Here is a 25,302-nt window from a genome sequence, read left to right as displayed (position 1 = left end):
CTGAAATGAAATTTTCTAAAAAATATAATTTCGCTTTTTCCACATCGCTATTCATTGCTCTGTTTTCAACACTGGCAATGGGTGTTTTCATGTATTTTTTGCTAAAAACCGTTTCTGCCTGGCTACTTCTCTATTTTGTGTTCACGTTTTTACTTTCCTTTTTCATACTTCAACAGAGGTTAGAAAAATTTATTTATTTGCGAATAAAGAAAATTTACAAGGACGTTCGTATTCTTAACGAGCAAGATTTTCAAAAGCCTTCCATTACTACAGATATGGAAGTGCTAACTCGCGAAGTTGAGAACTACGTAAACGTAAAAAAGCTTGAAATAGAAACCCTTAACGTCCGAGAAAATTATAGAAAGGAGTTTATGGGAAACATTTCTCACGAGTTAAAAACGCCATTATTTACAGTGCAAAGTTACGTTCTAACATTGCTGGATGGCGCAATGAAAGATAAAAAAGTGCGCAAAGAATACCTTCGTCGTGCAAGTAAAGGGGTGGAAAGACTCATTTATATTGTAAAAGAATTAGATATGATAGCTAAACTTGAAGTGGGTGGTCTGGTTCTGAACAAAGAAAATTTCGACATAATTGTTTTGGTTCAAAATATTTTTGATGCGCTGGAAATGAGAGCTGCGAAGAAGAATATTTCGCTAGTTTTTGACAAAGATTACACAAAAGAAATACTGGTATATGCAGACCGCGCTAGAGTGGAGCAAGTTCTTACAAACCTTATTGTGAATTCCTTGAAATACGGAAAACAAGATGGTACCACCGAAGTAAGTATTGAAAATATTTTAGAAAAGAAACTTCTGGTGCGCGTTACCGATAATGGGGAAGGTATACTGAAAGAAAATATGCCGCGAATTTTTGAACGTTTTTATAGAGTAGATAAAAGCGGTTCTAGAAAAGAAGGTGGCAGCGGTTTGGGCCTTTCCATCGTGAAGCATATTGTGGAAGCGCACAACGATAAAATCTACGTTGAAAGTCAGTTTGGTATAGGTTCCGAATTTTCATTCACCCTCGAAAAGGGAAAATAATTCTGTAAAATTTATAGACGGATTAGAGAGTGTTTTCAAACCTTTATAATCCGCAACTTTGTCCAACTCATTTATTTTGAATTTCTTTTGTTTACAAGAAGGAGCAATTCCAAGATTTGTTAATCGCTTTGCCAAATATTCCTGCTCGTATTGTTCGGGAGTGGGCACAAAAATGGCTTTTTTCTCAAGCATGGTTAAATCCATGATAGTAGTGTAACCCGGTCGGGAAATTACCAATTCACTTTCGTTAATAGTTTTTTCCAGCTCTTCAGTTTTCATAAAATTTACCGTTTTAATATTTCCGAAGTTTTGCCAGTTTTGTATTTCTTCAACGACACCTCGAACCATTAAAATGTTTTTTTCACTTCCTTTAAAAACGGTTTTCAGTTTCTCCTCAAATAAGGTGCGTTGCGGTTCTGGCCCTGAAAGTAACAACAGAATATCTATTGTTTTAGGTAGTTCGATTTTCTTCATTCGACTTAATACACCAATATATTTAACTGGTAATGAATTCTTTTTTAAATGACCCAGCTTTCCGCTGAGGTTGATTAATAAATTGTCCACATCAGGCACCCAACACACATCAAATTTTTTAATAATATTCTGATGAATTTTACTACTGAAATACGTCGTATTTCCTGTTAAAACATTTAGTTGGTGCGTAATAAATACTGAAGGCACAGGGGGATTCCTGACCCCAAATCGATTGTCGCTAATTATTCCGTGTATTTTTCTCTGGGTAAGAATTTCTTCAATTTGTTCTTTTTCAGCTAAAATTGTGCGTTTAATCTGTGGAAATTTCAGCAACATTTTCCACTTAAAAAGACCACCTTTTTTTGGATATGTAATGTTATATGAAGGTAATTCAATGGACTCTAATTCAGGAAATTCCTTTTGAAGCAGTAGTAATGCGGGACCGTCAGAAGCAAGCAAAACGTTATAGTTTTGCTCAAGTAATGCGCGAATAATAGGAATACAGCGTGTAGCGTGGCCTAAACCCCAATTTAGAGGAGCAACCAAAATCAACTTTTTTTTCGGCATAAAAACAAAGGTAGCAATAATTGCTGCGGGATTTTATTTCCTTAATTTTACCAAAAATTTAAAAATTTTGGGAAGTAAGAACAAACTGAGACGTTTTAGAGAGAATGAAACTTTTGATAATGTAGTGCAACCATCAAGAGAAGATGTGCTAAACGATTCACTGAAACTAAAAGGAAACTGGCGCAAAGAATTCTTTAAAAATGAAAACCCCCTTGTTTTGGAACTGGGGTGTGGTAAAGGGGAGTATTCGGTAAGTTTGGCACAAGCGTATCCACAAGTAAACTTTTTAGGTATTGATATAAAAGGGGCTCGCTTTTGGCGTGGTGCAAAAACAGCTTTGGAAGAAAATCTAAATAATGTAGGTTTTCTGCGTACCCAAATAGAACTCGTTGATCATATGTTTGACGAAAACGAGGTTGATGAAATTTGGATTACTTTTCCCGACCCACAGATAAAGTACAAGCGTACAAAACACCGTTTAACTAACGAAGATTTTCTTCAGAAATACAAAAAAATATTAAAGCCAGACGGTGTTGTGCACCTTAAAACCGATAGTGAATTTATGCACGGCTATACGCTTGGTCTGCTTCACGGTTTAGGTGAAACTATTGAATACGCTCACCACGATGTTTATGGAAGCCAGGGAGCGCCCGCGGCAGTAACAGATATTCAAACATTCTACGAAAATCAATATCTTGAAAAGGGAAAAAAAATAACCTACGTTAGGTTTAAATTCCGTTAGATATAAATTCAGTATATTCACAGAAACTAAGGCCCTAAATGGCGATTTTTTACAACTTACTTATTGGTTTACTAGGGTCATTTATTGGGGTGCTACCACCTGGATTAATAAATATGTATGCGGCAAAAATAAGTATGAGAGAAGGCCGAAAAAGAGGCTTCCTGTTTGCTATTGGTGTTTGTATTACGGTAATGATTCAAACCTATATTGCGTTAATTTTTGCAGGTTATATAGGCAAACATCCTGAAATTGTTAACCTGCTTCAAAAGGTGGCGTTAGGTATATTTATAAGTCTTACTTTTTACTTTATTTTTATTGCGAAAGAAACTAGCAGAGAAATACGGGATCACGGAGAAAACTCTAAGAAAAACCGTTTCTTCTTAGGAATTTTTATTGCGATGTTAAACCTGCTTCCACTGCCTTATTGGATGTATTTAAGTATAACCTTTTCATCATTTGGCGCATTTTCTTTTTCGCAGCCTGCAATTTTTTTCGCAGTCATTGCATCTGGATTGGGCACATTTGCTAGTTTGGCTTTATACGTCCAATTTTTCAGACCTAAGGAAGATTCGCGCAAGTTAAAGCTGAATATGAATTATGTAATAGGAACAATTACCGCCATAATTTCTGTAATCACTTTCTTGAAAATTTTAAAGCAAATGTAAGGTGGGCAACGAAGGTTTTTTTGATAAAGTCTATCAAGTTGTAAAGCTAATTCCTTACGGAAAGGTAACTTCTTACGGTGCAATTGCGAAGTATTTGGGCGCTGCAGGAAGCGCTAGAATGGTTGGTTGGGCAATGAATGTAAGCCAGAAGCAAGAAGTACCTGCACACAGAGTAGTAAACCGAAAGGGTTTGCTAACCGGCAAACATCACTTTCAAGGAACTAGCCTAATGCAACAGTTATTAGAAAATGAAGGAATTGAAGTAGTTGACAACCAAATCCAGAATTTCGAAAAGCACTTTTGGGATCCAATGAAAGAGCTCGAATAAATAATTACTTTAAATACTTCACATTTTCAAGAACGTGTAGATTTCCTAATTTTTTAAAAATTTACAAATATTAGGAAATACTTCAAGCTCGTATTCAAAATATCTCTCCATCCTAAAATTCAATTATCAAACTATAAATCATTTCAATCTTACTGCTTCGTTTTCCGAAGTATTCCCACTATATTTGCACTTTAGAATGAATCTAAATATTACAAGTAAAAAATGAGCATTTCAAAACAAGATATCCTTCAAGCCCTTGAATCTATTACGGTTTCAGGTGAAGGTAAAAATATGGTAGAGAGCGGTGCAGTTCAGAATGTGGTAACATTTGCAGATGAAGTTATCGTAGATCTGAAACTTTCCACACCAGCACTTCATATAAAAAAACGCGCCGAAGCAGATGTTATTAAAACTATTCACGATAAAGTGGATGCAAATGCTAAAGTGCAAGTAAATATAAAAATTGAAGCACCAGCAAAACCACAAAATCCAAACTTAATAAAGGGAAAACCAATTGCTGGCATTAAGAATATTGTTGCCGTAGCTTCTGGAAAAGGTGGTGTTGGAAAATCTACTGTAACGGCAAATTTAGCAGTTACACTTTCAAAAATGGGCTTTAAAGTCGGTATTTTAGATGCTGATATTTACGGACCATCCATTCCAATTATGTTTGATGTGGCAAATGAAAAACCACTTTCTATAAACGTCGGCGGAAAAAGTAAAATGAAGCCAGTTGAAAATTATGGGGTGAAAATACTGTCTATTGGCTTTTTCACACAACCCGACCAAGCCGTAATCTGGCGTGGGCCAATGGCTTCAAAAGCCTTAAACCAACTTATTTTTGATGCTGCTTGGGGAGATTTAGACTTTATGCTAATTGACCTTCCTCCTGGAACGGGCGATATACATTTAAGTATTATGCAATCGTTGCCAATAACTGGAGCGGTTGTAGTTAGCACACCTCAAAATGTGGCTTTGGCTGATGCTAGAAAAGGAGTGGCAATGTTCCGCCAAGAAAATATTGACGTTCCTGTTTTGGGAATTATCGAGAATATGGCCTATTTTACTCCAGCGGAACTCCCTGAGAATAAATATTATATCTTTGGAAAAGAAGGCGCAAAACATTTAGCTGAAGATTTGGATGTACCATTTTTAGGCGAAATTCCTTTGGTACAAAGTATTCGTGAATCGGGTGATGTGGGCAGACCAGCAGCATTGCAAACTACAACACCAACCGAGGAAGCCTTTGAAGCAATTACTAGAAACGTTGTTGAAGAAACCGTTCGAAGAAACGAAAACCTTCCTCCAACAGAAGCAATACAAATTACAACAATGGCAGGTTGCAGCGCCGTAAAACAATAATATGACAACCCAAGAACTTACAACAAAAATAGAAGAGGCGCTCGACGAAATTAGACCGTTTTTACAAAGTGATGGCGGAGATATTTCGCTCGTTTCTATTGAAGACGGAAAAGTAGTAAATGTACAGTTGGAAGGCGCATGCGTGGGTTGTTCGGTAAATCAAATGACCTTGAAAAGTGGGGTTGAAATGACCATTAAAAAGTATGCTCCACAAATTGAAAAAGTTGTGAGTATTTCCCACCAATGACAACCGTCATTTTTTTGAACCAATTTCTAAATTATTTTTGAACTTAATTAAGAAATAGTCTTTCATGATAAAAACAGATATTCTCATAATCGGTGCGGGACCTACGGGTCTTTTCGCTGTTTTTGAGGCCGGATTACTGAAGTTGAAATGTCATCTAATTGACGTACTTCCACAAGCTGGCGGACAGTGCACAGAAATATATCCTAAAAAACCTATTTACGATATTCCAGGTTTCCCAGAAGTATTGGCGGGCGATTTGGTTAGTAATTTAATGAAACAAATTGAACCGTTTCAGCCTGGTTTCACTTTAGGGGAACGCGCAGATACTATTGAAAAATTAGAGGATGGTACTTTCATAGTTACCACAGATAAAGGTACAAAGCATCACGCGCCAATAGTTGCAATTGCAGGCGGATTGGGAAGTTTTGAGCCACGAAAACCACCTATTTCAAATCTCGCTAATTTCGAAGATAAAGGCGTAGAGTACATTATCCGCGATCCAGAATTGTACCGCGATAAAGATGTGGTTATTTCTGGTGGTGGTGATTCAGCATTGGATTGGAGTATTTTCTTAACAGATGTGGCAAAAAGTGTAACATTGGTTCATCGCAGAAATGAATTCCGTGGCGCGTTGGACAGTGTTGATAAAGTTCAAGAATTAAAAAACCTCGGAAAGATTGAACTGCTAACTCCCGCCGAAGTAATTGGTTTGGTTGGAAATAATGGTTTAGAAGAAGTAGTAATTAAACAAGGTGCTGAGGTTTTTAATAGAGAATGCGATCATTTTATTCCACTTTTCGGATTATCGCCAAAACTCGGTCCAATAGCCGATTGGGGTCTTGAAATTGAGAAAAATGCAATTAAGGTAGATAACACTTTAGACTACCAAACTAACATTCCCGGAATCTATGCCATTGGCGATGTTAACACCTACCCCGGAAAGCTGAAGCTAATTCTTTGCGGTTTTCACGAGGCAACTTTAATGTGCCAAAGTGCTTACCAACGCATTTTCCCTAACAAGCGTTATGTTATGAAATATACCACTGTTGGAGGTGTTGAAGGTTTTGATGGAAGTAAAAAAGAAGCTCCTAAAGCAGTAATTAAGTCGATTAATTAAAATGACTGATATAAAAATTACGATTATTGATCGCGAAGGAGTGAAGCACGATGTCGATGCTCCAACAGATATGAATATGAATCTAATGGAAATAGTTCGTTCGTATGAATTAGCTCCCGAAGGCACAATAGGTATCTGTGGCGGGATGGCAATGTGCGCTTCCTGTCAATGTTATGTTTTGAGCGAACACGAACTTCCCGAAATGAGTTATGACGAAGATTTAATGCTTTCTGAAGCTTATAATGTGAAAGAAAATAGCCGTTTGGGTTGTCAAATTTTTATTAAAGAAGAACTCGACGGTTTAGAAATAGAATTAGCTCCCGAAATTTAGCGAAGTATTTTCAAAACTTTTTCAAATAGCATTTCAACAAACTTTTTATAAGCCACTTCCGAAGGATGTAAGTCATCAGCTGCAACTAAATCTGGGGTATCTATGCCTTTTTGCGTGATTGGTGTAATATTCACAAATTTGACGCCTCTTTCTGAAGTTACTTTTTCTGCGAAAGCATTGTATTTAATTAACTCTGAAGTTATTTTTTCGGCTTTGCCTGATTTCTGTCCAAAGGGCGTATAAGCATAATCTGGAATAGAAAGTACAATCACGTTTTCGTTCTTCCCTTTTGCAAAAGCTATTGCCATATCCAACAGTTTTGGGAATTCTTCTTCGTAAAGTAAAAACGGTTTACCTTGGTATTGGTTGTTTACACCAATTAGCAAAGTAACTAAATCATATTCTTTTGAAGGATTTTCTGCCGCGATTGCCGACACTAAATTTGTTGTAGTCCAGCCCGTTTTTGCAATTATTTTTACGGAAGTTTTTTTCTTTGAAGTATTGTTTAAACTATCGGTCAATTGCTTCGGATAGTTGCAGTCGCCACAAACACTTTCGCCAATAGTGTAGCTATCGCCGAGGGCTAAGTATTTGTAAGTTGTTTCTTCCGAAGAAACTTTCTCTTTTGAAACCCCACATGAAATTGGTAGGAGCGCTAGTAATACTATAAAATTTTTGAAAGTCATCATTTTCGTAATTTCAGTTTATAATAATACGATAAAAGCGTGTACTCAGTTTTATAACCAGTGAAATATTGGCTGTTAAACGTTTATCAAAGAAAAATATTGAGAAAATTTAAAACCACGAATTCACGAATATTTTATAATTCGAGCATTCGTGGTTTTTTAAAGGATGTCCGTCGGTTTATTGAAAAGCGTTCAGCCCAGTAATATCAAGACCAGTTATCAACAAGTGGATGTCGTGTGTGCCTTCATAGGTAATCACACTTTCTAGGTTCATGGAGTGGCGCATAATGCTGTATTCGCCAGTGATACCCATTCCGCCTAGCATTTGTCTTGCTTCACGAGCAATAGTAATCGCCATATCTACATTGTTTCGTTTTGCCATAGAAATCTGTGCGCTTGTTGCGGTTCCTGCATTTCGCATTACGCCTACACGCCAAGCAAGTAATTGTGCTTTTGTGATTTCAGTAATCATTTCGGCAAGTTTTTTCTGCTGAAGTTGGAATTGGCCAATTGGCTTTCCAAATTGCATTCTTTCTTTTGAATAACGCAGTGCCGTATCGTAACAGTCCATTGCGGCGCCAATAGCACCCCAAGCAATTCCGTAACGTGCAGAGTCAAGGCAGCCAAGTGGCGCGCCTAAACCAGATTTGTTTGGTAGTAAATTTTCCTTCGGAACTTTTACGTTGTCAAAAATAAGTTCGCCCGTTGCCGAAGCTCGAAGCGACCATTTATTGTGTGTTTCAGGAGTAGAGAAGCCTTCCATGCCACGTTCTACAATTAAACCGTGGATTCTACCTTCTTCGTTTTTAGCCCAAACAACGGCAACTTGTGCAAACGGAGCATTGCTGATCCACATTTTTGCACCGTTTAAAAGATAGTGATCGCCTTTATCTTTAAAGTTGGTGGTCATTCCACTCGGGTTACTTCCGTGGTCGGGTTCTGTAAGTCCGAAACAGCCCATCCATTCGCCAGAAGCAAGTTTTGGTAAATATTTTTTGCGTTGCTCTTCGTTTCCGTATTTATAAATTGGATACATAACCAATGAAGATTGCACAGATGCGGTACTCCTAACGCCACTATCGCCACGTTCTATTTCCTGCATAATTAATCCGTACGAAATTTGGTCAAGGCCAGCACCACCGTATTCTTCGGGAATGTATGGGCCAAAAGCGCCAATTTCAGCAAGACCGCTGATAATTTGTTCTGGAAATTCCGCCTTTTGAGCGTATTCCTCTATAATCGGTGATACGTCGCGCTTTACCCAATCACGGGCAGCTTGGCGTACCAATTTGTGTTCATCGGAAAGTAATTCGTCGAGATTGTAATAATCTGGAGCTTCAAATAAATCTGGTTTCATCTATAAGTAATTTAAAGGAATACAAATGTAGAAATCACAAGCTTAAAGACCTACATTTTAAGGTAAAATTCCTGTACCAGTTTTTTGTAGTCTTCGGTGTAATTATGACGGGAAGTTTCAATGGTGAGATTTTCATTTTTTACAGCAGTTTTTTCAAAGGAAAACTCGAGCATACTTCTTTTTTCTTCGGAAGTATTATTGCCGCGAACTCTGCAAATTCTGTTTGGTAACAAATTTACTTCCGAAGCCATTTTTATAAAACCTTCTTCTTCTTTACGTGGAATAATAACTGCGAAAACCCCTTCGTCTGAAAGTAAAAGTGAAGCACTTTCAATCAATTCATCAAAAGGAAGTGCATCGTTAAAACGTGCCACATCGCGAGATTCGTCGGTTGTTTTGAAATCTTCAGAGTAGAACGGTGGATTGGAAATTATGAGATCGTATTTGTCGTCAATTTCTTCAACAAATTCTTCCAAAGAGGCGTGATAGCAAAAAAGTCGGTCTCCCCACGGCGAATTTTCAAAATTGTCTACACACTGCTCATAAGCGTTTTCGTCAATTTCGATAGCATCCACCATTTCTGCGTGCGATCGTTGTGCAAGTTGAAGTGCAATAATTCCGGTGCCTGCACCAATATCTAAAATGGAATACGGTTTGTTTTTTACAGAAACCCAAGCTCCTAAAAGTACGCCGTCCGTGCCAATTTTCATCGCACAGCGGTCTTGTTCAACGGTAAATTGTTTGAATTTGAAAGGTTTCAAAAGGATTTTAGATTTACGATTGCTGATTGCTGATTTTTGGAATTTGTTTTTTGAAATGTATTTGGAATTTGGTTCTTGAAATTTGGGATTTCAATTCTAAAGGTACATTTCAATCAGTCCATCTGGCACATCCAAAAGTATGGTTTTATTTTCCCGATCCACTTTTTTAATGAAATGGTCAATCATCGGTATTAAAATCTGTTTTCCGTCCCGATCAATTTCGAATAAGGCTTGCGAAGTAGTGTCGTTAACGCCGGTGATTTCGCCAATTTTCCCGAAAGATTCATCTTCAGCAGAAAACCCGATAATTTCGTGATAATAAAATTTGTTGCCAGTGAGTTTTGGAAGAAATTCTAAAGGTAAGTAAAGATGTGCGCCAATAAGTGCGTTTGCTTCATCTTCGTTATTTACATTTTCAAAGCGTACTCTAAGTAGTTCGCTTTTATGTAGCGAACTTTCTTCAATAAAAAATGGAATCAAGTTTTTGCGCTGTTGCACAAAAACCGATTCCATTTCAGTAAAAAGTTCAGGTTCGTCTGTATCTAACTTAATAAGCAGTTCCCCCTTAAAGCTATATTTTCTAACGATTTTGCCCAAGTAGAAGCAATTCTCCTTTTGCATCGTCTTTAGATTTAAGCTTCTTTTTTGTTTTCTTTTGCTTCGTCTGCAGCTTCTTCAATTGCAGATTTAGCAGCTGGAGCTTCTTCAGTTTCAGTTTCAGCAGTTGCTTCAACTACTTCTTCAGTTGTTTCCTCTACTACAGGAGCAGCAGCGGCAGCAGCTTCAGCAGCGCGCTTTTCGTTTACAACTTTTTCAGCAGCAAGAGCTTCAGCTTTCGCCTTTTCTTTTACTTCAGAAAGTGTTGCTTTTTTGTGATCGATTGAACCTGTTTTAGATTCCATCCATTCATTGAATTTTGCTTCAGCTTGTTCTTCTGTTAAAGCACCTTTACGAACACCACCAGCAAGGTGATTTTTCATTAAAGCTCCTTTATAAGAAAGAATCGCACGTGCAGTATCTGTAGGTTGTGCTCCATTTTGAAGCCATTTTACAGCGCTGTCTACGTCAAGATCAATCTGTGCAGGGTTTGTTGTTGGATTGTAAAAGCCTATTTTTTCAAGGTATTTACCATCTCTTTTGCTACGGCCATCGGCAGCGATAATCCAGAAATAAGGTTTCCCTTTTTTTCCGCGTCTTTGTAGTCTGATTTTTACAGGCATGTTTAAATTAATTTTTGGAGTTCTCGACTCCGGTTATAATTAAGGACGGCAAAGATAGTATATTTTCGTTTTGAAATTCAATCAATTAAAGTTTTTCTTTACATTTGTAAGAAATCACTTATACCAACTTTTGCTGATGAAAAACTTTCTTTTTGTACTCGTAGCCATAATGTCGCTGGTTTCTTGCGATGATACACAAACCAATATAGTTGCATTGCAAGCAAAAGTAGACAATAATTTATACATTTCTACAGACGCTCGTGCCGCGGTAAACCCAAATGGTACGGTTACTATTCAGGGTTTTGATCAAGATGAATCTATTACGCTACATATTTCGCGTTTGGGAGAGGGGAATTATACAATTGAAGAAGGTGCCAGAAATTATGCAATCTATGCAGATATGGGCGGGAACCTTTATACTACAGATCCAAATGGAACAGGTATAATTACTATTTCCGAAGTTAACGAAACTAATAAAACACTTACCGGTACTTTTAAATTTAACGCTTTCCTTGCGGGGATAGATACGGTATATGTATCTAAAGGTGTGCTTTATGATGTTCCTTATTCTGGTGTAAATATAGACGATCCCAACAATGCTGGTTCATTTAGTGCTAAAGTTAATGGCAATACATTTATGCCACTTACTGTATCATCACGTAGCACAACTAATGCAATAATTACTTCTGCAAGCTCAGACAATGCCACGCTTATGATTTCGGTACCAATTAATGTGGAACCGGGAGAATATACTTTGCCAAGAGCAGGTTTTACAGCAAGATACCAAGGTGTCGATGGGCTAGAAACAACAGTTGAAGGATTAGTAAAAATTCTTGAACACAATATTCCTGCAACGACTCTCAAAGCTACCTTTTCTTTCGTGACAGATTTGTCTGTAATTACTGAAGGTCAGTTTGATGTGGGATATTAATTTGTTATTCGCTCAATAAATAGCCTTAAAGTTAAATCTTATTAATTTGTGAAACCGTCTTTGGAATTCTCCAAAGGCGGTTTTTTATTGTGAACAACTACTAATAATTTAACTACCCAAAAGGGGTTGATTTTTCTATTTTTACCTTTCCAAAAATGATTCCTACGCGGAGCCGAAATCCGCTGTAAATAATAACAATCAATAAGAAATCCCAATGTATTTAATCTTCGATACAGAAACAACAGGTCTTCCCAAACGCTTTAACGCCCCCGTTAGCGATAGCGATAACTGGCCGCGCTGTATCCAGATTGCTTGGCAATTGCACGATGCTAATGGAAAACTTTTAGAGCATCAAGATTATTTAATTAAACCCGAAGGTTTCAATATACCCTTTGATGCCGAAAAAATTCACGGAATTTCAACAGATTTGGCAATGGCCGAAGGAATTTCCTTAGAAGAAGCTGCTGAAAAATTTCAAACTGCACTTTCAAAAACGAAATTCGTTGTTGGTCAAAATGTAGGTTTCGATTTAAATATAATGGGTGCAGAATTTTTTCGACTGGGAATTGAAAATCCGCTGCCCAATCTTCAAGTTTTGGATACCTGTACCGAAACTACGGCTCAAATTTGTCAAATTCCTGGTGGTCGTGGCGGTAAGTTTAAATTGCCAACATTAACAGAGCTGCACGAGTATCTTTTTAGCGAACCATTCGCCGAAGCGCACAACGCAACTGCAGATGTTGAGGCAACTACGCGTTGTTTTTTCGAATTAGTTCGTCGTCAAATTTTCACAAAAGAGGAGTTAGACGTACAGCCAGACTATTTCGAAAATTTTTCTGAAGAAAACCCCAAAACTATTGAGTTAATTGGGATAGAGCATATAAATCTGAAAAAAGCTTCTGAAAATATCAGAAAGCAAATCTTGGCCGCTTCGGAAACGGAACAGATTTCTTCAGAAGAAATAAAAGAAAATATTGCAACTCTTGAAGAAGCAAAATTTGTGCATCTTCACAACCATTCGCAATTTTCTATTTTGCAATCTACTTCCAGCACTTTAGATTTAGTGAATGCCGCTGTCGAAAATAATATGTCTGCGATATCATTGACTGATACGGGAAATATGATGGGTGCATTTCATTTTGTCCAGGCCGTTAGTAATTACAATAAAACGCTCGCAGATTTACCTAAAAATGATGAAGATGAACAGCCTCCAAAACCACTAAAAGCAATTGTTGGTTGCGAATTTTTTGTTTGCGAAGACCATCTCAATAAATCACATAAAGACAATGGTTACCAAATTGTATTGCTTGCCAAAAACAAAAATGGCTATCATAATTTGGCGAAAATGGCATCTATTGCCTACACAGAAGGGTTTTATTACGTACCGCGAATTGATAAAAATATAGTCGAAAAGTACAAAGAAGATATCATTGTTTTAACTGGAAGTCTTTACGGTGAAGTACCCGGGAAAATTTTAAATCTTGGCGAAAACCAAGCAGAGGAAGCGCTACTTTGGTGGAAAGACCAGTTTGGAGATGACCTTTATGTGGAAATTATGCGCCACGATCAAGAAGATGAAAAGCGCGTAAACAGCGTGTTGATTGATATGGCGAAGCGCAACAACGTAAAACTGGTTGCCTGTAACAATACCTATTATATAAAGAAAGAAGACGCCAACGCCCACGATATTTTACTTTGTGTTAAGGATGGAGAAAAACAAGCTACGCCAATAGGTCGCGGCCGAGGTTACAGATACGGTTTGCCGAATCAAGAATATTATTTCAAGGGACAGGACGAAATGAAGTTGCTGTTTAAAGATCTTCCTGAAGCGATTTTGAACATTGAGGAAGTGGTTGCCAAAGTAGTGCCCTACAGTTTGCATCGCGATGTTTTGCTTCCTAATTTCGGAATTCCAGAAGAATTTTTAGATCCTGAAGATATTGATGGTGGCAAACGCGGGGAGAATGCATTTTTGCGCTATTTAACTTATGAAGGCGCAAAAAGACGCTACCCAGAATTAATTGAAGTTTCCTATGAAGCGCTCACTGATGCCGAAATTCCCGAAGGTGCATCTCAGCGCGTAAAGGAAATAAAACAACGATTAGACTTTGAGTTGAGTGTAATTGCAAAAACAGGCTATCCTGGCTACTTTTTGATTGTACAGGATTTTATTGCCGAAGCTCGAAAAATGGACGTTTCCGTTGGTCCGGGCCGTGGTTCGGCGGCTGGTAGTGCGGTGGCCTATTGCTTAGGAATCACGAATATTTGCCCCATAAAGTACGATCTGCTTTTTGAGCGTTTCCTAAATCCGGATCGTGTGAGTATGCCCGATATCGATATTGATTTTGATGACGAAGGGCGAAGCAGGGTAATGGATTACGTAATTAATAAATACGGAAGCAACCAAGTAGCGCAGATTATTACCTACGGAACAATGGCGGCAAAATCGTCTATTCGCGATACGGCAAGAGTTTTGGATTTGCCTTTGAATGAAGCCGATAGAATTTCGAAGCTTATTCCGAATATGACCAAACTGAACAAAATTTTCGGTTTGACTCCTGCGGAATTGCGAAGCCGTTTCCGAAGTGATGAGCTGCCGAAAGTGAATGAACTTTTAAATCTTTCGGAAGGAGATGATCTTGAAGCGCAAACTATAAACCAAGCAAAAATTCTGGAAGGTTCCGTTCGGAATACCGGAATTCACGCCTGTGGTGTAATTATTACCCCCAGCGATATTACAGATTTCGTGCCTGTTGCTACGGCAAAGGACTCCGATTTATACGTTACACAATTCGATAACTCGGTAGTGGAAAGTGCGGGTCTTTTAAAAATGGACTTTTTGGGGTTGAAAACATTAACCCTTATAAAAGACACGGTAAAACTTGTAAAGCACAAACACGATATTGATCTAGATCCGGATGCTTTTCCGCTGGATGATGAACTAACCTACGAGCTTTTCCAAAGAGGAGATACAGTAGGGATTTTTCAGTATGAATCTGCAGGAATGCAGAAATATATGAAGGAATTAAAGCCCACGGTTTTTGCAGATTTAATTGCAATGAACGCGCTGTACCGTCCGGGTCCGATGGAATATATTCCAAGTTTCGTGCGTAGAAAACACGGCGAAGAAGAGATTGAATATGACCTTCCGGCGATGGAAGAATATTTAGATGAAACCTACGGAATTACAGTCTATCAAGAGCAAGTGATGCTTCTGTCGCAAAAACTTGCTGGCTTTACAAAAGGTGAAGCCGATGTTTTGCGAAAAGCGATGGGTAAAAAACAAAAATCGGTGCTCGATAAAATGAAGCCGCAATTTGTTGCTCAAGCTGCAGAAAAAGGCCACGACGCAGGAAAGCTCGAAAAAATTTGGAAAGACTGGGAAGCATTTGCGAGTTATGCCTTTAATAAATCGCACTCTACTTGCTACGCTTGGATTGCATACCAAACAGCTTATTTAAAAGCGCATTATCCAGCAGAATATATGGCTGCGGTACTGAGCAATAATATGAGCGACATAAAACAAGTTACCTTTTTTATGGACGAATGTAAGCGAATGGGACTTACGGTTTTGGGTCCAGACGTGAACGAATCTTTTCACAAATTTACGGTAAACGATCAAGGTGCTATACGTTTTGGGATGGGCGCTGTAAAAGGGGTTGGTAGTAGTGCGGTGGCAACAATAGTGGAACATAGAAAAGACGGTAAATACAAATCGGTTTTTGACTTGTCTAAGCGAATCGATCTGCGATCTGCAAATAAAAAGGCTTTTGAAAACTTAGCTTTGGCTGGTGGTTTCGACAGCTTCGATACGCATCGCGCGCAATATTTGCACGACGATGGCGATGGAATAATGTTTATTGAAAAAGTACTTCGTTATGCCGCAAAATATCAAGAAACGCAGAACTCTTCGCAAGTAAGTCTTTTTGGAGACGCTAGTGACGTGCAGATTCCCGAGCCAGAAGTTCCACCTTGTGAAGAATGGGGCACGATGAAGAAGCTGAAACAGGAACGAGAAGTAGTTGGTGTATATATTTCGGGACATCCGCTGGACGATTTCAGAATAGAGATGGACAGTTTCACCAATTGCAAAGTTTCAGATTTCAACAATCTTGAAAAATTTCTCAATAAAGAAATGTGTTTTGGTGGTGTTGTGAGCGATGTACAGCACCGAGAATCAAAAGCTGGAAAAGGTTGGGCTATTTTTACCGTTGAAGATTATGAAGACAGTTACGACTTCAAAATTTTCGGGGAAGAATATCTAAAGTGGCGCCATTTCTTAGTTCCAAACAGTTTTATATACGGCCGTGTTTTTGTGAAAGAAGGTTGGACAAATCGCGATACCGGTAAAAAAGGTGAACCGCGACTTCAGTATAATAGCTTCTTATTATTGCACGATGTGATGGAAATTCACGGAAAAAAATTGACGCTTACATTTCCTTTAAATTCTTTAGAAGATGGTAAAATAAATGCGCTGAAAGATCTCGTAAAAACGCATAAAGGTGAAAAGCAATTGTTTTTTGTGGTATATGAAAACGAGGAAAAAATTCATCTTACGATGCCCAGCAAAAAACATAAAATAAATATTTCGAAGGAATTACTAGACGAGCTGGACAGGGAACAATTGAGTTATAAGTTGAATTAATGAGTGGCTAATAATGTTAAAGGTGCAATAAATGTGAATAAAAAGTATTGATAGAAATAAACAATACCTACATTTCCTAAACATATATTAACCCCGTAAGTTTTAGTAAAAAATATGACTACTTTTGTGAAATCATTAAAAAAACATAGATTATGGCATTAGAAATAACAGACGCAACATTTGAAGAAACGGTTTTAAAAAGTGACAAGCCGGTATTGGTTGACTTTTGGGCAGCCTGGTGCGGACCTTGCCGAATGGTAGGACCGATTATTGAAGAAATAGGAAAAGAATACGACGGCAGAGCCGTGGTAGGTAAAGTAGACGTAGATGCAAATCAAGAGTTTGCCGCAAAATATGGTGTACGTAACATTCCAACCGTTTTGGTTTTCCAAAATGGCGAAGTAGTGGGCCGCCAAGTAGGTGTTGCTCCTAAAAATGTTTACGCTGAAGCAATTGATTCGCTTTTGTAAAAATATTTGAAAAAGAAAAATTAAAAACAAAAAGGCTTGGCGTATTGCTAGGCCTTTTTCTATATTAGTAAAATGTCTGGTCAGACGTGTTATGCTGAGCGCAGTCGAAGCACAGTCGAGACCTTTTGCTTTAAAATAATTGCTTAAAACCCACGCGACTGTGCACGCGGGAACAGACCAAGATTATGATAAAAACAAATAAAGTACAGGATAAAATTGACGATAAATTACTAGAGGAACGCAAAGTTTTCCTTTGGGGAATGGTAGACGACAAAAGCGCGCGCCACGTGGTAGACAGATTGATGTATTTAGACGCAATTAGCCACGACGAAATTAAATTTTATATTAATAGTCCAGGAGGCTACGTTACTTCAGGGTTTTCAATTTACGATACGATTAAAGAAATAAAGAGTCCTGTTTCTACAATCTGTACTGGCTTAGCAGCCTCTATGGGAAGTATTTTGCTTTCTGCTGGTGAGAAGGGTAAACGCTTTATTCAGCCGCACGCTCGAGTGATGATTCACCAACCAAGTGGAGGTGCAAGAGGCGTTGCAAGCGATATTGAAATAACTGCTCAAGAAATTTTGAAAACAAAAGAAATTAGTGCTCGAATCTTAGCGGAAAATACGGGACAATCTTTCGAAAAAATAATGAAAGATTTTAACCGTGACCATTGGATGGGCGCTGAAGAATCTGTAGCATACGGCATCGTAGATAAGATTTCAAAATAGAAGTTATGAAAAGCGTTTCACTTGCTTTTGTAATTGCAGCTAGCCTCTTAGTAGGATGCAAAAACGGCGAAAAGAACGAAACAACTTTAGAGGAAACTATAGAAAATGTTGATTCAACTGTTGTAGATGCGCATAATTCAGAAAATTCATTGGATTGGGCTGGTGTTTATGAAGGCACTACGCCCTGTGCAGACTGCGAAGGCATTAAAATAGTTTTGGAACTTAAAGCTGACAACACTTATACGTTATCACAAGCCTATTTAAGCAAGGTTGAGGGGCAAAATATGTTCCAGCTGTCCGGAAATTTTTCATGGGATGAAACAGGCTCTAAAGTGCTATTGCAGTCTGAAAACGATACTTTTCAATACAAGGTTGGTGAAAACCAATTGTGGATGCTGGATAAATCTGGAAATGTAATTTCTGGTGATATGGCAGATTTGTATATTCTTAAAAAGACACTATAATAATTTCAGCTTTTGAACATAGAAAATGAAATAAATGAAATTACAGGTTTCAAAAACCTCGAGCTACTTGCAAAACAAGTGGTGGAAGGCTTTATTTCTGGGCTTCATAAAAGTCCGTTTCATGGTTTTTCGGCTGAATTTGCCGAGCATAAAATCTACAATAGTGGTGAAAGTACAAAGCATATAGATTGGAAGCTTTTCGCAAAAACCGATAAACTATATACCAAACGCTACGAAGAGGAAACAAATTTACGCTGCCATATAATTATAGATAACAGCAGTTCGATGCATTACCCAAAGTTGAAGCAATTCAATATAAATTCCTTAAACAAAATAGGTTTTTCTGTATTGGCGTCCGCAGCCATTATGAATTTAATGAAACGCCAGCGCGATGCGGTAGGAATGAGTATTTACAGTGACGAATATGAATTTTATGCTTCAGAAAAGGGCAGTGAGCGTCATCACCAGATGTTACTTCAAAAGTTGAACGAAGCTTTGCTTTCTTCAAAAGAGAAAACAGAAACTAAAACCTACGAGCATCTTCATTTAATTGCTGAAAAGTTGAAACGGCGTTCGTTGGTTTTCCTTTTTACGGATATGCTTCAAAGTGATGCAGAGGCGGAAAAGCTTTTTGAAGCGCTTCAACATTTAAATTACAACAAACACGAAGTAATACTTTTCCACACATTTGATAAAAAAAGGGAAGTATCTTTCGATTTTAGCAATCGTCCAAAACGATTTGTAGATGTTGAAACAGGCGAACATGTTAATCTTTATGCAGACAATATTAAGGAGCAATATGCCGAAGCAGTGCAAAATTACTTCACAGAATTGCAATTGCGATGTGCCCAATACCGAATTAAGTACGTTCTGACCGATATTAATGAGAGTTTCAATAAGATTTTGACTACGTATCTAGTGGAGCGTCAGAAGTTTGGATAATTTTTTATATTTTTTAAAAAAATAGTTTGTGAAAATGAAATGGAGTGGTATATTTGCCACCGCTTAATACAGCAAGGAACTTGTTCTAAAATGTATTGGTAACAATTTTTCACTTTGCCCAACTGTTGTTGGGGTTTGCCGAAAGGTAGATTGAAAAACTTGGTCTGGTAGTTCAGTTGGTTAGAATACCTGCCTGTCACGCAGGGGGTCGCGAGTTCGAGTCTCGTCCAGACCGCTTAAACACCCGAGAAGTCGGGTGTCTCATCCAAACAGAGATGAGATTCCTGCCTCCGCAGGAATGAAGATGTTGTGTTGAGTCACTTAAAGGTGGCTTGTGGTTTAGAAATAGACCGATGAGAAGCTTATCCTAAAGGATGGGCTTTTTTTGTTTTTGGAAATATCTACTTTTATTCCTAATTCAAAAAGCGGAGTAAGCTAGGCCAGAAGTTGCCCAGCTATTTGCCAATACCACATAGGAATAAGCCCTACTTTCATCATATTTGAAAGATAAGGCTAAGTTACAGAAGTGAAATACTAACTAAATTTCTCAGGCATACATCCTCAAAACTTCCACTAGATCCGGAATAGACTGAATTTTCAGCTTTTCAAACACACGATTTTTATACGTGCTTATAGTTGAGGAGTGGAGATTTAATCGGTTAGAAAGCTCCTTTAAAGGTAGGCCTTCCACTAATTTGTTAGCAATTTCAAGTTCTCTATTAGACAAGGTCTCTAGAGGCGAAGAAGTCGGCTGTTTGTTTAATGAGCTTGATAGAATAGAATCCTTTACTTCTTCACTCATAAATCGTCCTTTCTGAAGCATTGCAGTAAGAGCGTCATCTATTTTCTCTTTAGATGAAAGTTTATTCAAGAATCCATCAGCACCCATTTTTAGGTAACGTAGGGCGTAAAGATTTTCATCTTGAGAGGAAAAAATAAGAATTTTTAATTCCGGTTGCTTGAGTTTAATAAAGTCAATTGCCTGCTGTAAGGTACCATTGGGCATGTTAACGTCTAAAATTGCAAGGTCAAAATTTTCGCGAGAGATGAGAGATGAGAGCGATTTGTAGTCGTCTACCTCTGATAAGTGAGCGTGTGGCCGGAGCTGCTTTATAATTTGCACCAGCCCCATTCGCACTATACCATGATCATCCGCAACTAAGATGCGAGTGTTCGTGTGCATAATATTTTATTTTTCGATTAGGGGCAGGATCATAGAAATTTTGGTACCCACATTTTCAGTGGAATCAATTTCTACTTTTCCATGCATCAAGTATACGAAATTTTTTGCAATCTTCAAACTTAATCCTGCACCTATTTCTTTTTCAGTACCTTGAAAGACTGGACTTTGGAAAGTGAATAGCAATTCTTGAGTGGATTGGGTCATTCCCAAGCCTTGATCGATTATAGATAAAATAACAGTATTATTCACTTCGATAGCTTCAAAATAAATATCGCTTTGTGAATGTGAATACTTAATGGCATTGTTTAAAAATTTCTTTAACACAAAGAAAATCAGGAAGTTATCATTTTCAAAAGCCAAGCTTTCATTTCCTTTAAATTGAAAATCGATTTTCTTATTGCTCAGTTTTACTTCAAATTCATTACGAAGCTGGATAAACAAATCCAGCACAAATATTTGTGATTTCTTAAGTTCAAAATCATTTAATTGAGTTTTAACCCATTCATTTGTATCAGTTACGGTTTGAAGATTTTTTTTAGCATCTTGCTTTGATCGGGCTAATAGCTTAAAAAAGTCGTCTTTGCTTATCGTTTCATTTTCCACTGCTTCAATTAACCATAACAAACTGCCAAAAAACTCTTTAAAATCGTGAGTAATCAATGAAATCCACCCCGTTTTTAATTCATCCTGTTCTTGTAATCTTCCGATTTCCGCAGTGAGTTTTTTATTTTCCGTCTTCATTTAATTAAATATTCTTTAAATTCTATTCCTTAACTTTTTCGTTCATATCAAAATGTGTCAACAATTTTATTAATTTCCTCCACCAATCATCTGTACTCCCAACCATTTTGAAAGCATGTTGCCCAAGGTTTGTTTTAACAGCGGCTTGGTAAGAAAATCAGTCATTCCCGCATCAAGGCATTTTTCTTTTTCGCCGGGAAGACTACCAGCGGTCAAGGCAATTATTGGTACTTCCACATGCGTTTCAGAAGCTCTAATTTTTCGGGTGGCATCTAATCCGTTAAGTATAGGCATTTGCACATCCATAAAAACAATATCTGGCTGTTCTTGGATATATTTTGTTACCGCTTCCTCTCCATTTAATGCCTCAATAATTATGACATTTGGAATAAGATCTTGTAGATAGAGCCTTGTTAAGTGCATATTTACCTCATTATCTTCCGCCACTAAAATCTTTAAATCGGTAATGGTGGATGCCGAAACTACTTCATTGGGAATGGAAGTTTTCGCTGTCGAAAGATTTTTGAGCCCTGATAACATCTGGTACATCTGTTTCATTCGGATTGGTTTTACAAGCCTACTTTCAATTTCTAACTCATCGCAAGCCGTTTGAAGTTGGTCGTCATCAGAAGAGCTATACAGCACGATAAAAGGCTGCTCGTGGGTTTCGGAAGGTTTTAGTCCCTTTATTTTCCGAATGGTTTCAATGCCATCCATTATAGGCATGTGGTAATCCATAATTATCACATCAAATTCAGGGTTGTCTAGCATAACTAGTAAAGCTTTTAAGCCGCTATCTGCCTCTTCCACTTTAATGTCCTTAATTTCTAGCATGCGTCGCAGGATTTTTCTGTTGTTTTCATTGTCATCAACAATTAGCACTTTTTTTATTTCCTGCAATCCATTTTCTAATTCTTCAGTTTCTACTTTAAAGTCAAGATCGAAGAAGAAATCACTTCCTTTTCCTTGTTCGCTTTCTAATTGCAGCTTGCTGTTTGCCAATGCCAATAATTTATTCGAAATAGACAATCCCAGTCCTGTTCCGCCATAGCGTTTGGTAATGCTTCCGTCTTCTTGCGAAAATGCGTTGAAAATTTCTACCTGTTTGTCTTTGTGAATCCCTATTCCTGTATCGCTAACACCAAAACGAAGGCGCATTTTTCCGTTACCGTAGTCTTCTAAAATTGTTGCGTATAGTTTAATTTCACCTTGCTCCGTGAATTTTAAGGCGTTACCTAATAAATTCACCAAAATTTGTTTTAGGCGCATTGCGTCTGCCCAGATAAACCTTGGAATTTCGTGATCAATATCCATCAACATTTCCAAGCCTTTTTTATTTATTCCGTAGGAAACAATATTGAATGCTTCTGAAACTACTTCCTCAACTTCAATTCGGTCAATCGCCAACTTCATCTGATTGCTTTCCATTTTGGAAAAATCGAGGATATCGTTTATAATACTGTAAAGAGATACGCCAGACTGGTTTATAATATTTAAATATTGCTTCTGGGTTTCGTCTAAATTTGTTGCTAGTGCGAGTTCCGTAAAACCAATAATCCCATTTAATGGCGTACGAATTTCATGACTCATATTTGCCACAAACTCCGACTTGGCTTTAAATGCTTCTTCAGCATCCGTCTTGGCCTGCTTTAGTTCGTTACTCAATTTTTTCCGCTCCGTGATGTCAAGAACATTCGTTATAATTTGTTGTTTTCCTGTCGAATTTTCATCCAGCGTACTCATAAAGTACCAAACGGCCTTTTCGCCAGATTTTTTATTGATCGACAATTCACCCGAAACCTTTCCAAATTCCTGAACGGCGGCTAAGTATTCATTTATTTCACCGTGTCTTTCAGGATCTATTAGATGATAAAGGGTGGCATTTTGCATTTCTTCCTTAGAATATCCAGTAGCGTTCAATCCCGCTTGATTCACATCTATGAAATTACCTTTTAAGTCGTGAATACTTAATATGCCTTGTACGTTATCGAATAAATTGTGGAATTTCTGTTCGCTCTTTTTGATTAGTGCTTCCCTTTCAACAAATTCCGTAACATCACGACCAATTACGAATATCAGCCCTGTTTCAACTTCAGGAGTGCAAGTCCATTCTATCCACTTGATTCCTTTGTTTTTAGTATTATACCTGTTTGTGAAATTAACAACCGATCTACCTCTGATTAGTTTTTGCATCACGAGTGTCGTTGCTTTCACGTCATCTTCGTGAATGAAATTAATAAAAGGAGTATCCATGAATTCTTCACTAGTCCACCCTAGAGTATTAGAAAATGCGGGATTAAGCTTAACGAAACTACCTTCGAAAGTGCAAATTCCAATTAAATCATTAGAGAGTTGAAATAAATTATCGTGTTTTTCTAATCGAAGTTCTTTTCCTTTACTTACTAACCATCTTTTTATCTGCTGAACAGATTTTTGCAAGAATTCATTTTCGAAATCTGTTAAAACTCTTTCCTTGTTATCAAAGATGTTCAGGCTTCCCAAAACGGTTCCCTTAGATTCTAAAACGGGAAGAGATTCATAAAACTTTACTTCAAATTTTTCTATGGTATGAGGCGCCAGATTAAATTCTGTGTTTTTCTTATTTTTCTCTAAGTTATTTTTTTGTGCAGAACTAAGTGGCCATATTTTTTCGATGGAATCATCGCTGCTTGCAACTACAAAAGATTCGTCTTCATCAAATAAGGTGATAGTGCATGTTGCCATGTCCATCATTTTTGAAACTGAAAAAATTACAAAATCAAACACATCAACATAGCGCTTGTTGAGTACGTTAAGTTTTATAATTGATTGATCTTGTTCTGGATTTTCTTTTGGATTAATTACTGTCATCTTCTTGATTTATTAATTTGGGGGCTTACCCTTAAAGGGCGGTGAAACTGTAAATAACGTTAATAGTGTAGGTATTTCTTTCTTTAGAAACTAACGTTTGTGCTGCTGTGGGTGATATGGTGTATTTAATATTTAAATTTCTATCTAATACGGGAGTTCCGTTGGTAATAATTTTTTGTGAAGTTGTAGATAAAGCTACTTGCGACATACCATCTACACCAACCTGCAATATATTTGAAGGCACATCAGACTGTACGCCCGCTTTTTTAAAGAACGCCGCATCTGTTTTAACGTTAAACTCGTACGTCTCGTTATTAGAAATCTTTAACTGATTGGCAACTGTTTTTGTTTGTCCGTTTTGATAATGTGATGCTGTATTAAATGTGAAATTTACCTCGTTCCCAGAAGTAGGCATTATTATTTCGTAAAGCGGCGCCACATTTATAGTATAATCTAAATTGTGAATTGCTGAGGTCGTGTTATCAGTACTTTTTGCATTCAGATTTAATTGAAATTTATATGTCCCGGCCTCAAAAAAGTATGCGTTAAAATCGGTTTTGGATATTAAGGTTTTTAGTTGAAAACTACTTCTATTACCGGCTGTTACAGTAAAGTTATTTCCCGGAGTAAAGTCCTGATAACTTGATGTAAGCGACAATGAAGTGATTTTGGGATCGCTTCCTCCTAATTTTACTAGAGAAACATTTCGTGTGCTTTGTACCCCTTTTGAAGATGTAAACTGTATTGTGGTAGAAGAACTTTTGGCATTCAATTTATAATTAACCGTATTGCCAAGAGTAAAACTGCCCAAACTAGTTTCTACTTGTGCAGCTGCCAGTCTGTAATTATCCAGAGATGTAATTGATTGCGTTATGGAAGTGCCAGCTGTTATCCATTTAATTGCTTTAGGAACTGAAATTATTACATTAAAAGCATATGGTGTAAAAACGTTATTAGAGTATTGAGCAACTTCTAGAGTATAATCTCCTGAATAGAAAGCATTACTGGCAAAAGCTGTGGTAAGCATTTTAAAAGTAAAAATTACATTGCCACTAGGCGCCCAGGTTGAAGGATGTGGATAATACCAAGCTTGGGTGCTTTGCGTAAAAGAAAGAAAACCAGGCATATAATCTTTACTAGGATTAAAAAGTGGGAAATCATTACCAATTTTATAAAGTTGCCAGAGTAGTAAATTATTTGATAATGAGGCTCCAGCACTGGTGTTGTAAAAAACAGAACTACTCATGGCATTAAATGTAGGGTCTGAACTAAACTTATATCCATTTGAAATCATTACTGTTAGTTGTTTTGAAACTTCTCTACGGGCAAAAATATCATCAGATGGCAGTGTAAAAATAACATCCTGCGCTTTCATCATAAATGTACTTCCCAATAAAAGGAAACCTAAAACAATGCAGCTTAATAATTTCATCCTTTTTTCTGTT

The 25,302-nt window shown here is 37.5% G+C and carries 24 protein-coding genes and 1 tRNA gene; 15 read left to right on the top strand and 10 right to left on the bottom strand.

Annotated elements, in window-relative coordinates:
* The first annotated feature begins 5 nt into the window (after nucleotides 1–5).
* Nucleotides 6–1,043: a sensor histidine kinase gene (locus tag AC3RVF_RS12150; protein ID WP_489692275.1), complete on the top strand. Its 1,038-nt coding sequence runs from the start codon at nucleotides 6–8 to the stop codon at nucleotides 1,041–1,043.
* Here AC3RVF_RS12150 and AC3RVF_RS12145 read toward each other — a convergent pair.
* Entirely contained in the window at nucleotides 1,017–2,084 is a 1,068-nt protein-coding gene (locus AC3RVF_RS12145; RefSeq protein WP_489692274.1) for a glycosyltransferase, read from the bottom strand. The two genes, AC3RVF_RS12150 and AC3RVF_RS12145, sit on opposite strands and share 27 nt — an antisense overlap.
* 67 nt (nucleotides 2,085–2,151) lie before the next feature.
* Here AC3RVF_RS12145 and trmB point away from each other — a divergent pair, with 67 nt between their 5' ends.
* The 7 genes from trmB (at nucleotide 2,152) to AC3RVF_RS12110 (ending at nucleotide 6,876) form a co-directional block, all read left to right on the top strand.
* Nucleotides 2,152–2,826 (top strand): tRNA (guanosine(46)-N7)-methyltransferase TrmB, encoded by a 675-nt coding sequence (gene trmB / locus AC3RVF_RS12140; RefSeq protein ID WP_489692273.1) that lies wholly within the window; start codon nucleotides 2,152–2,154, stop codon nucleotides 2,824–2,826.
* 38 nt (nucleotides 2,827–2,864) lie between these two features.
* Nucleotides 2,865–3,491: a LysE family translocator gene (locus AC3RVF_RS12135; protein WP_489692272.1), complete on the top strand. Its 627-nt coding sequence runs from the start codon at nucleotides 2,865–2,867 to the stop codon at nucleotides 3,489–3,491.
* A 1-nt stretch (nucleotide 3,492) separates the two neighbouring features.
* Entirely contained in the window at nucleotides 3,493–3,819 is a 327-nt protein-coding gene (locus tag AC3RVF_RS12130) for an MGMT family protein (protein ID WP_489692271.1), read from the top strand.
* Between the two features lie 222 nt (nucleotides 3,820–4,041).
* The gene (locus tag AC3RVF_RS12125; protein ID WP_489693466.1) at nucleotides 4,042–5,181 is read left to right on the top strand and encodes an Mrp/NBP35 family ATP-binding protein; all 1,140 of its coding nucleotides are present in this window, start codon (nucleotides 4,042–4,044) and stop codon (nucleotides 5,179–5,181) included.
* A gap of 1 nt (nucleotide 5,182) precedes the next feature.
* Nucleotides 5,183–5,428, top strand: a complete 246-nt coding sequence (locus AC3RVF_RS12120) for a NifU family protein (RefSeq protein ID WP_489692269.1) — start codon at nucleotides 5,183–5,185, stop codon at nucleotides 5,426–5,428.
* Nucleotides 5,429–5,492: 64 nt separating this feature from the next.
* Nucleotides 5,493–6,545, top strand: coding sequence for an NAD(P)/FAD-dependent oxidoreductase (locus AC3RVF_RS12115; RefSeq protein WP_489693465.1), 1,053 nt, complete (start codon nucleotides 5,493–5,495; stop codon nucleotides 6,543–6,545).
* 1 nt (nucleotide 6,546) lies between these two features.
* The gene (locus AC3RVF_RS12110; protein WP_489692267.1) at nucleotides 6,547–6,876 is read left to right on the top strand and encodes a 2Fe-2S iron-sulfur cluster-binding family protein; all 330 of its coding nucleotides are present in this window, start codon (nucleotides 6,547–6,549) and stop codon (nucleotides 6,874–6,876) included.
* Here the strand turns inward: AC3RVF_RS12110 and AC3RVF_RS12105 are convergent.
* The 5 genes from AC3RVF_RS12105 to AC3RVF_RS12085 all read right to left on the bottom strand — a co-directional run bounded on the left by AC3RVF_RS12105 (nucleotide 6,873) and on the right by AC3RVF_RS12085 (nucleotide 10,900).
* A complete protein-coding gene (locus AC3RVF_RS12105) occupies nucleotides 6,873–7,565 on the bottom strand; it encodes an SGNH/GDSL hydrolase family protein (RefSeq protein WP_489692266.1) in 693 nt (230 codons plus the stop codon). The two genes, AC3RVF_RS12110 and AC3RVF_RS12105, sit on opposite strands and share 4 nt — an antisense overlap.
* 175 nt (nucleotides 7,566–7,740) lie before the next feature.
* A complete protein-coding gene (locus tag AC3RVF_RS12100; protein ID WP_489692265.1) occupies nucleotides 7,741–8,919 on the bottom strand; it encodes an acyl-CoA dehydrogenase family protein in 1,179 nt (392 codons plus the stop codon).
* A 50-nt stretch (nucleotides 8,920–8,969) separates the two neighbouring features.
* A complete protein-coding gene (locus AC3RVF_RS12095) occupies nucleotides 8,970–9,680 on the bottom strand; it encodes a tRNA1(Val) (adenine(37)-N6)-methyltransferase (protein ID WP_489692264.1) in 711 nt (236 codons plus the stop codon).
* A 96-nt stretch (nucleotides 9,681–9,776) separates the two neighbouring features.
* Nucleotides 9,777–10,301: a ribosome maturation factor RimM gene (gene rimM, locus AC3RVF_RS12090; RefSeq protein ID WP_489692263.1), complete on the bottom strand. Its 525-nt coding sequence runs from the start codon at nucleotides 10,299–10,301 to the stop codon at nucleotides 9,777–9,779.
* 11 nt (nucleotides 10,302–10,312) lie between these two features.
* A complete protein-coding gene (locus tag AC3RVF_RS12085) occupies nucleotides 10,313–10,900 on the bottom strand; it encodes a 30S ribosomal protein S16 (protein ID WP_489692262.1) in 588 nt (195 codons plus the stop codon).
* A 136-nt stretch (nucleotides 10,901–11,036) separates the two neighbouring features.
* On the opposite strand from AC3RVF_RS12085, the gene AC3RVF_RS12080 reads away from it, so the two are divergent.
* From AC3RVF_RS12080 to AC3RVF_RS12050, 7 genes are all read left to right on the top strand, one after another.
* Nucleotides 11,037–11,831, top strand: coding sequence for a DUF6252 domain-containing protein (locus AC3RVF_RS12080; protein ID WP_489693464.1), 795 nt, complete (start codon nucleotides 11,037–11,039; stop codon nucleotides 11,829–11,831).
* Between the two features lie 214 nt (nucleotides 11,832–12,045).
* Nucleotides 12,046–16,476, top strand: coding sequence for a DNA polymerase III subunit alpha (gene dnaE, locus AC3RVF_RS12075; protein ID WP_489693463.1), 4,431 nt, complete (start codon nucleotides 12,046–12,048; stop codon nucleotides 16,474–16,476).
* Nucleotides 16,477–16,628: 152 nt separating this feature from the next.
* Nucleotides 16,629–16,946 (top strand): thioredoxin, encoded by a 318-nt coding sequence (gene trxA / locus AC3RVF_RS12070; RefSeq protein WP_111879009.1) that lies wholly within the window; start codon nucleotides 16,629–16,631, stop codon nucleotides 16,944–16,946.
* 185 nt (nucleotides 16,947–17,131) lie between these two features.
* Nucleotides 17,132–17,677 (top strand): ClpP family protease, encoded by a 546-nt coding sequence (locus AC3RVF_RS12065; protein ID WP_489692259.1) that lies wholly within the window; start codon nucleotides 17,132–17,134, stop codon nucleotides 17,675–17,677.
* A gap of 5 nt (nucleotides 17,678–17,682) precedes the next feature.
* The gene (locus tag AC3RVF_RS12060; protein ID WP_489692258.1) at nucleotides 17,683–18,141 is read left to right on the top strand and encodes a copper resistance protein NlpE; all 459 of its coding nucleotides are present in this window, start codon (nucleotides 17,683–17,685) and stop codon (nucleotides 18,139–18,141) included.
* Nucleotides 18,142–18,153: 12 nt separating this feature from the next.
* The gene (locus tag AC3RVF_RS12055) at nucleotides 18,154–19,083 is read left to right on the top strand and encodes a DUF58 domain-containing protein (protein WP_489693462.1); all 930 of its coding nucleotides are present in this window, start codon (nucleotides 18,154–18,156) and stop codon (nucleotides 19,081–19,083) included.
* A 161-nt stretch (nucleotides 19,084–19,244) separates the two neighbouring features.
* Nucleotides 19,245–19,318 (top strand) — tRNA-Asp (locus tag AC3RVF_RS12050).
* A 312-nt stretch (nucleotides 19,319–19,630) separates the two neighbouring features.
* Here the strand turns inward: AC3RVF_RS12050 and AC3RVF_RS12045 are convergent.
* The 4 genes from AC3RVF_RS12045 to AC3RVF_RS12030 form a co-directional block, all read right to left on the bottom strand.
* Nucleotides 19,631–20,266 carry a response regulator transcription factor gene (locus tag AC3RVF_RS12045; protein ID WP_489692256.1) on the bottom strand — a complete coding sequence of 212 codons (636 nt, stop codon included), beginning with the start codon at nucleotides 20,264–20,266 and terminating at the stop codon, nucleotides 19,631–19,633.
* Between the two features lie 6 nt (nucleotides 20,267–20,272).
* Nucleotides 20,273–21,007: a sensor histidine kinase gene (locus tag AC3RVF_RS12040; protein ID WP_489693461.1), complete on the bottom strand. Its 735-nt coding sequence runs from the start codon at nucleotides 21,005–21,007 to the stop codon at nucleotides 20,273–20,275.
* Nucleotides 21,008–21,076: 69 nt separating this feature from the next.
* Nucleotides 21,077–23,857, bottom strand: coding sequence for a response regulator (locus AC3RVF_RS12035; protein WP_489693460.1), 2,781 nt, complete (start codon nucleotides 23,855–23,857; stop codon nucleotides 21,077–21,079).
* 31 nt (nucleotides 23,858–23,888) lie between these two features.
* A complete protein-coding gene (locus tag AC3RVF_RS12030; RefSeq protein WP_489693459.1) occupies nucleotides 23,889–25,289 on the bottom strand; it encodes a hypothetical protein in 1,401 nt (466 codons plus the stop codon).
* Nucleotides 25,290–25,302 lie beyond the last annotated feature (13 nt).

The sequence above is a fragment of the Aequorivita sp. IT1183 genome, assembly GCF_058068265.1.
The sequence above is the reverse complement of the archived record's forward strand: the minus strand, read 5'-3'. Positions and strand labels throughout refer to the sequence as shown.

Excerpts from the sequence above, each read along its gene's own strand:
- AC3RVF_RS12150 (WP_489692275.1), top strand. The coding sequence starts at position 6 with ATGAAATTTTCTAAAAAATATAATTTCGCTTTTTCCACATCGCTATTC.
- AC3RVF_RS12145 (WP_489692274.1), bottom strand. The coding sequence starts at position 2,084 with ATGCCGAAAAAAAAGTTGATTTTGGTTGCTCCTCTAAATTGGGGTTTA.
- AC3RVF_RS12135 (WP_489692272.1), top strand. The coding sequence starts at position 2,865 with ATGGCGATTTTTTACAACTTACTTATTGGTTTACTAGGGTCATTTATT.
- AC3RVF_RS12125 (WP_489693466.1), top strand. The coding sequence starts at position 4,042 with ATGAGCATTTCAAAACAAGATATCCTTCAAGCCCTTGAATCTATTACG.
- AC3RVF_RS12120 (WP_489692269.1), top strand. The coding sequence starts at position 5,183 with ATGACAACCCAAGAACTTACAACAAAAATAGAAGAGGCGCTCGACGAA.
- AC3RVF_RS12115 (WP_489693465.1), top strand. The coding sequence starts at position 5,493 with ATGATAAAAACAGATATTCTCATAATCGGTGCGGGACCTACGGGTCTT.
- AC3RVF_RS12110 (WP_489692267.1), top strand. The coding sequence starts at position 6,547 with ATGACTGATATAAAAATTACGATTATTGATCGCGAAGGAGTGAAGCAC.
- AC3RVF_RS12105 (WP_489692266.1), bottom strand. The coding sequence starts at position 7,565 with ATGATGACTTTCAAAAATTTTATAGTATTACTAGCGCTCCTACCAATT.
- AC3RVF_RS12100 (WP_489692265.1), bottom strand. The coding sequence starts at position 8,919 with ATGAAACCAGATTTATTTGAAGCTCCAGATTATTACAATCTCGACGAA.
- rimM (WP_489692263.1), bottom strand. The coding sequence starts at position 10,301 with ATGCAAAAGGAGAATTGCTTCTACTTGGGCAAAATCGTTAGAAAATAT.
- AC3RVF_RS12085 (WP_489692262.1), bottom strand. The coding sequence starts at position 10,900 with ATGCCTGTAAAAATCAGACTACAAAGACGCGGAAAAAAAGGGAAACCT.
- AC3RVF_RS12080 (WP_489693464.1), top strand. The coding sequence starts at position 11,037 with ATGAAAAACTTTCTTTTTGTACTCGTAGCCATAATGTCGCTGGTTTCT.
- dnaE (WP_489693463.1), top strand. The coding sequence starts at position 12,046 with ATGTATTTAATCTTCGATACAGAAACAACAGGTCTTCCCAAACGCTTT.
- trxA (WP_111879009.1), top strand. The coding sequence starts at position 16,629 with ATGGCATTAGAAATAACAGACGCAACATTTGAAGAAACGGTTTTAAAA.
- AC3RVF_RS12065 (WP_489692259.1), top strand. The coding sequence starts at position 17,132 with ATGATAAAAACAAATAAAGTACAGGATAAAATTGACGATAAATTACTA.
- AC3RVF_RS12060 (WP_489692258.1), top strand. The coding sequence starts at position 17,683 with ATGAAAAGCGTTTCACTTGCTTTTGTAATTGCAGCTAGCCTCTTAGTA.
- AC3RVF_RS12045 (WP_489692256.1), bottom strand. The coding sequence starts at position 20,266 with ATGCACACGAACACTCGCATCTTAGTTGCGGATGATCATGGTATAGTG.
- AC3RVF_RS12040 (WP_489693461.1), bottom strand. The coding sequence starts at position 21,007 with ATGAAGACGGAAAATAAAAAACTCACTGCGGAAATCGGAAGATTACAA.
- AC3RVF_RS12035 (WP_489693460.1), bottom strand. The coding sequence starts at position 23,857 with ATGACAGTAATTAATCCAAAAGAAAATCCAGAACAAGATCAATCAATT.
- AC3RVF_RS12030 (WP_489693459.1), bottom strand. The coding sequence starts at position 25,289 with ATGAAATTATTAAGCTGCATTGTTTTAGGTTTCCTTTTATTGGGAAGT.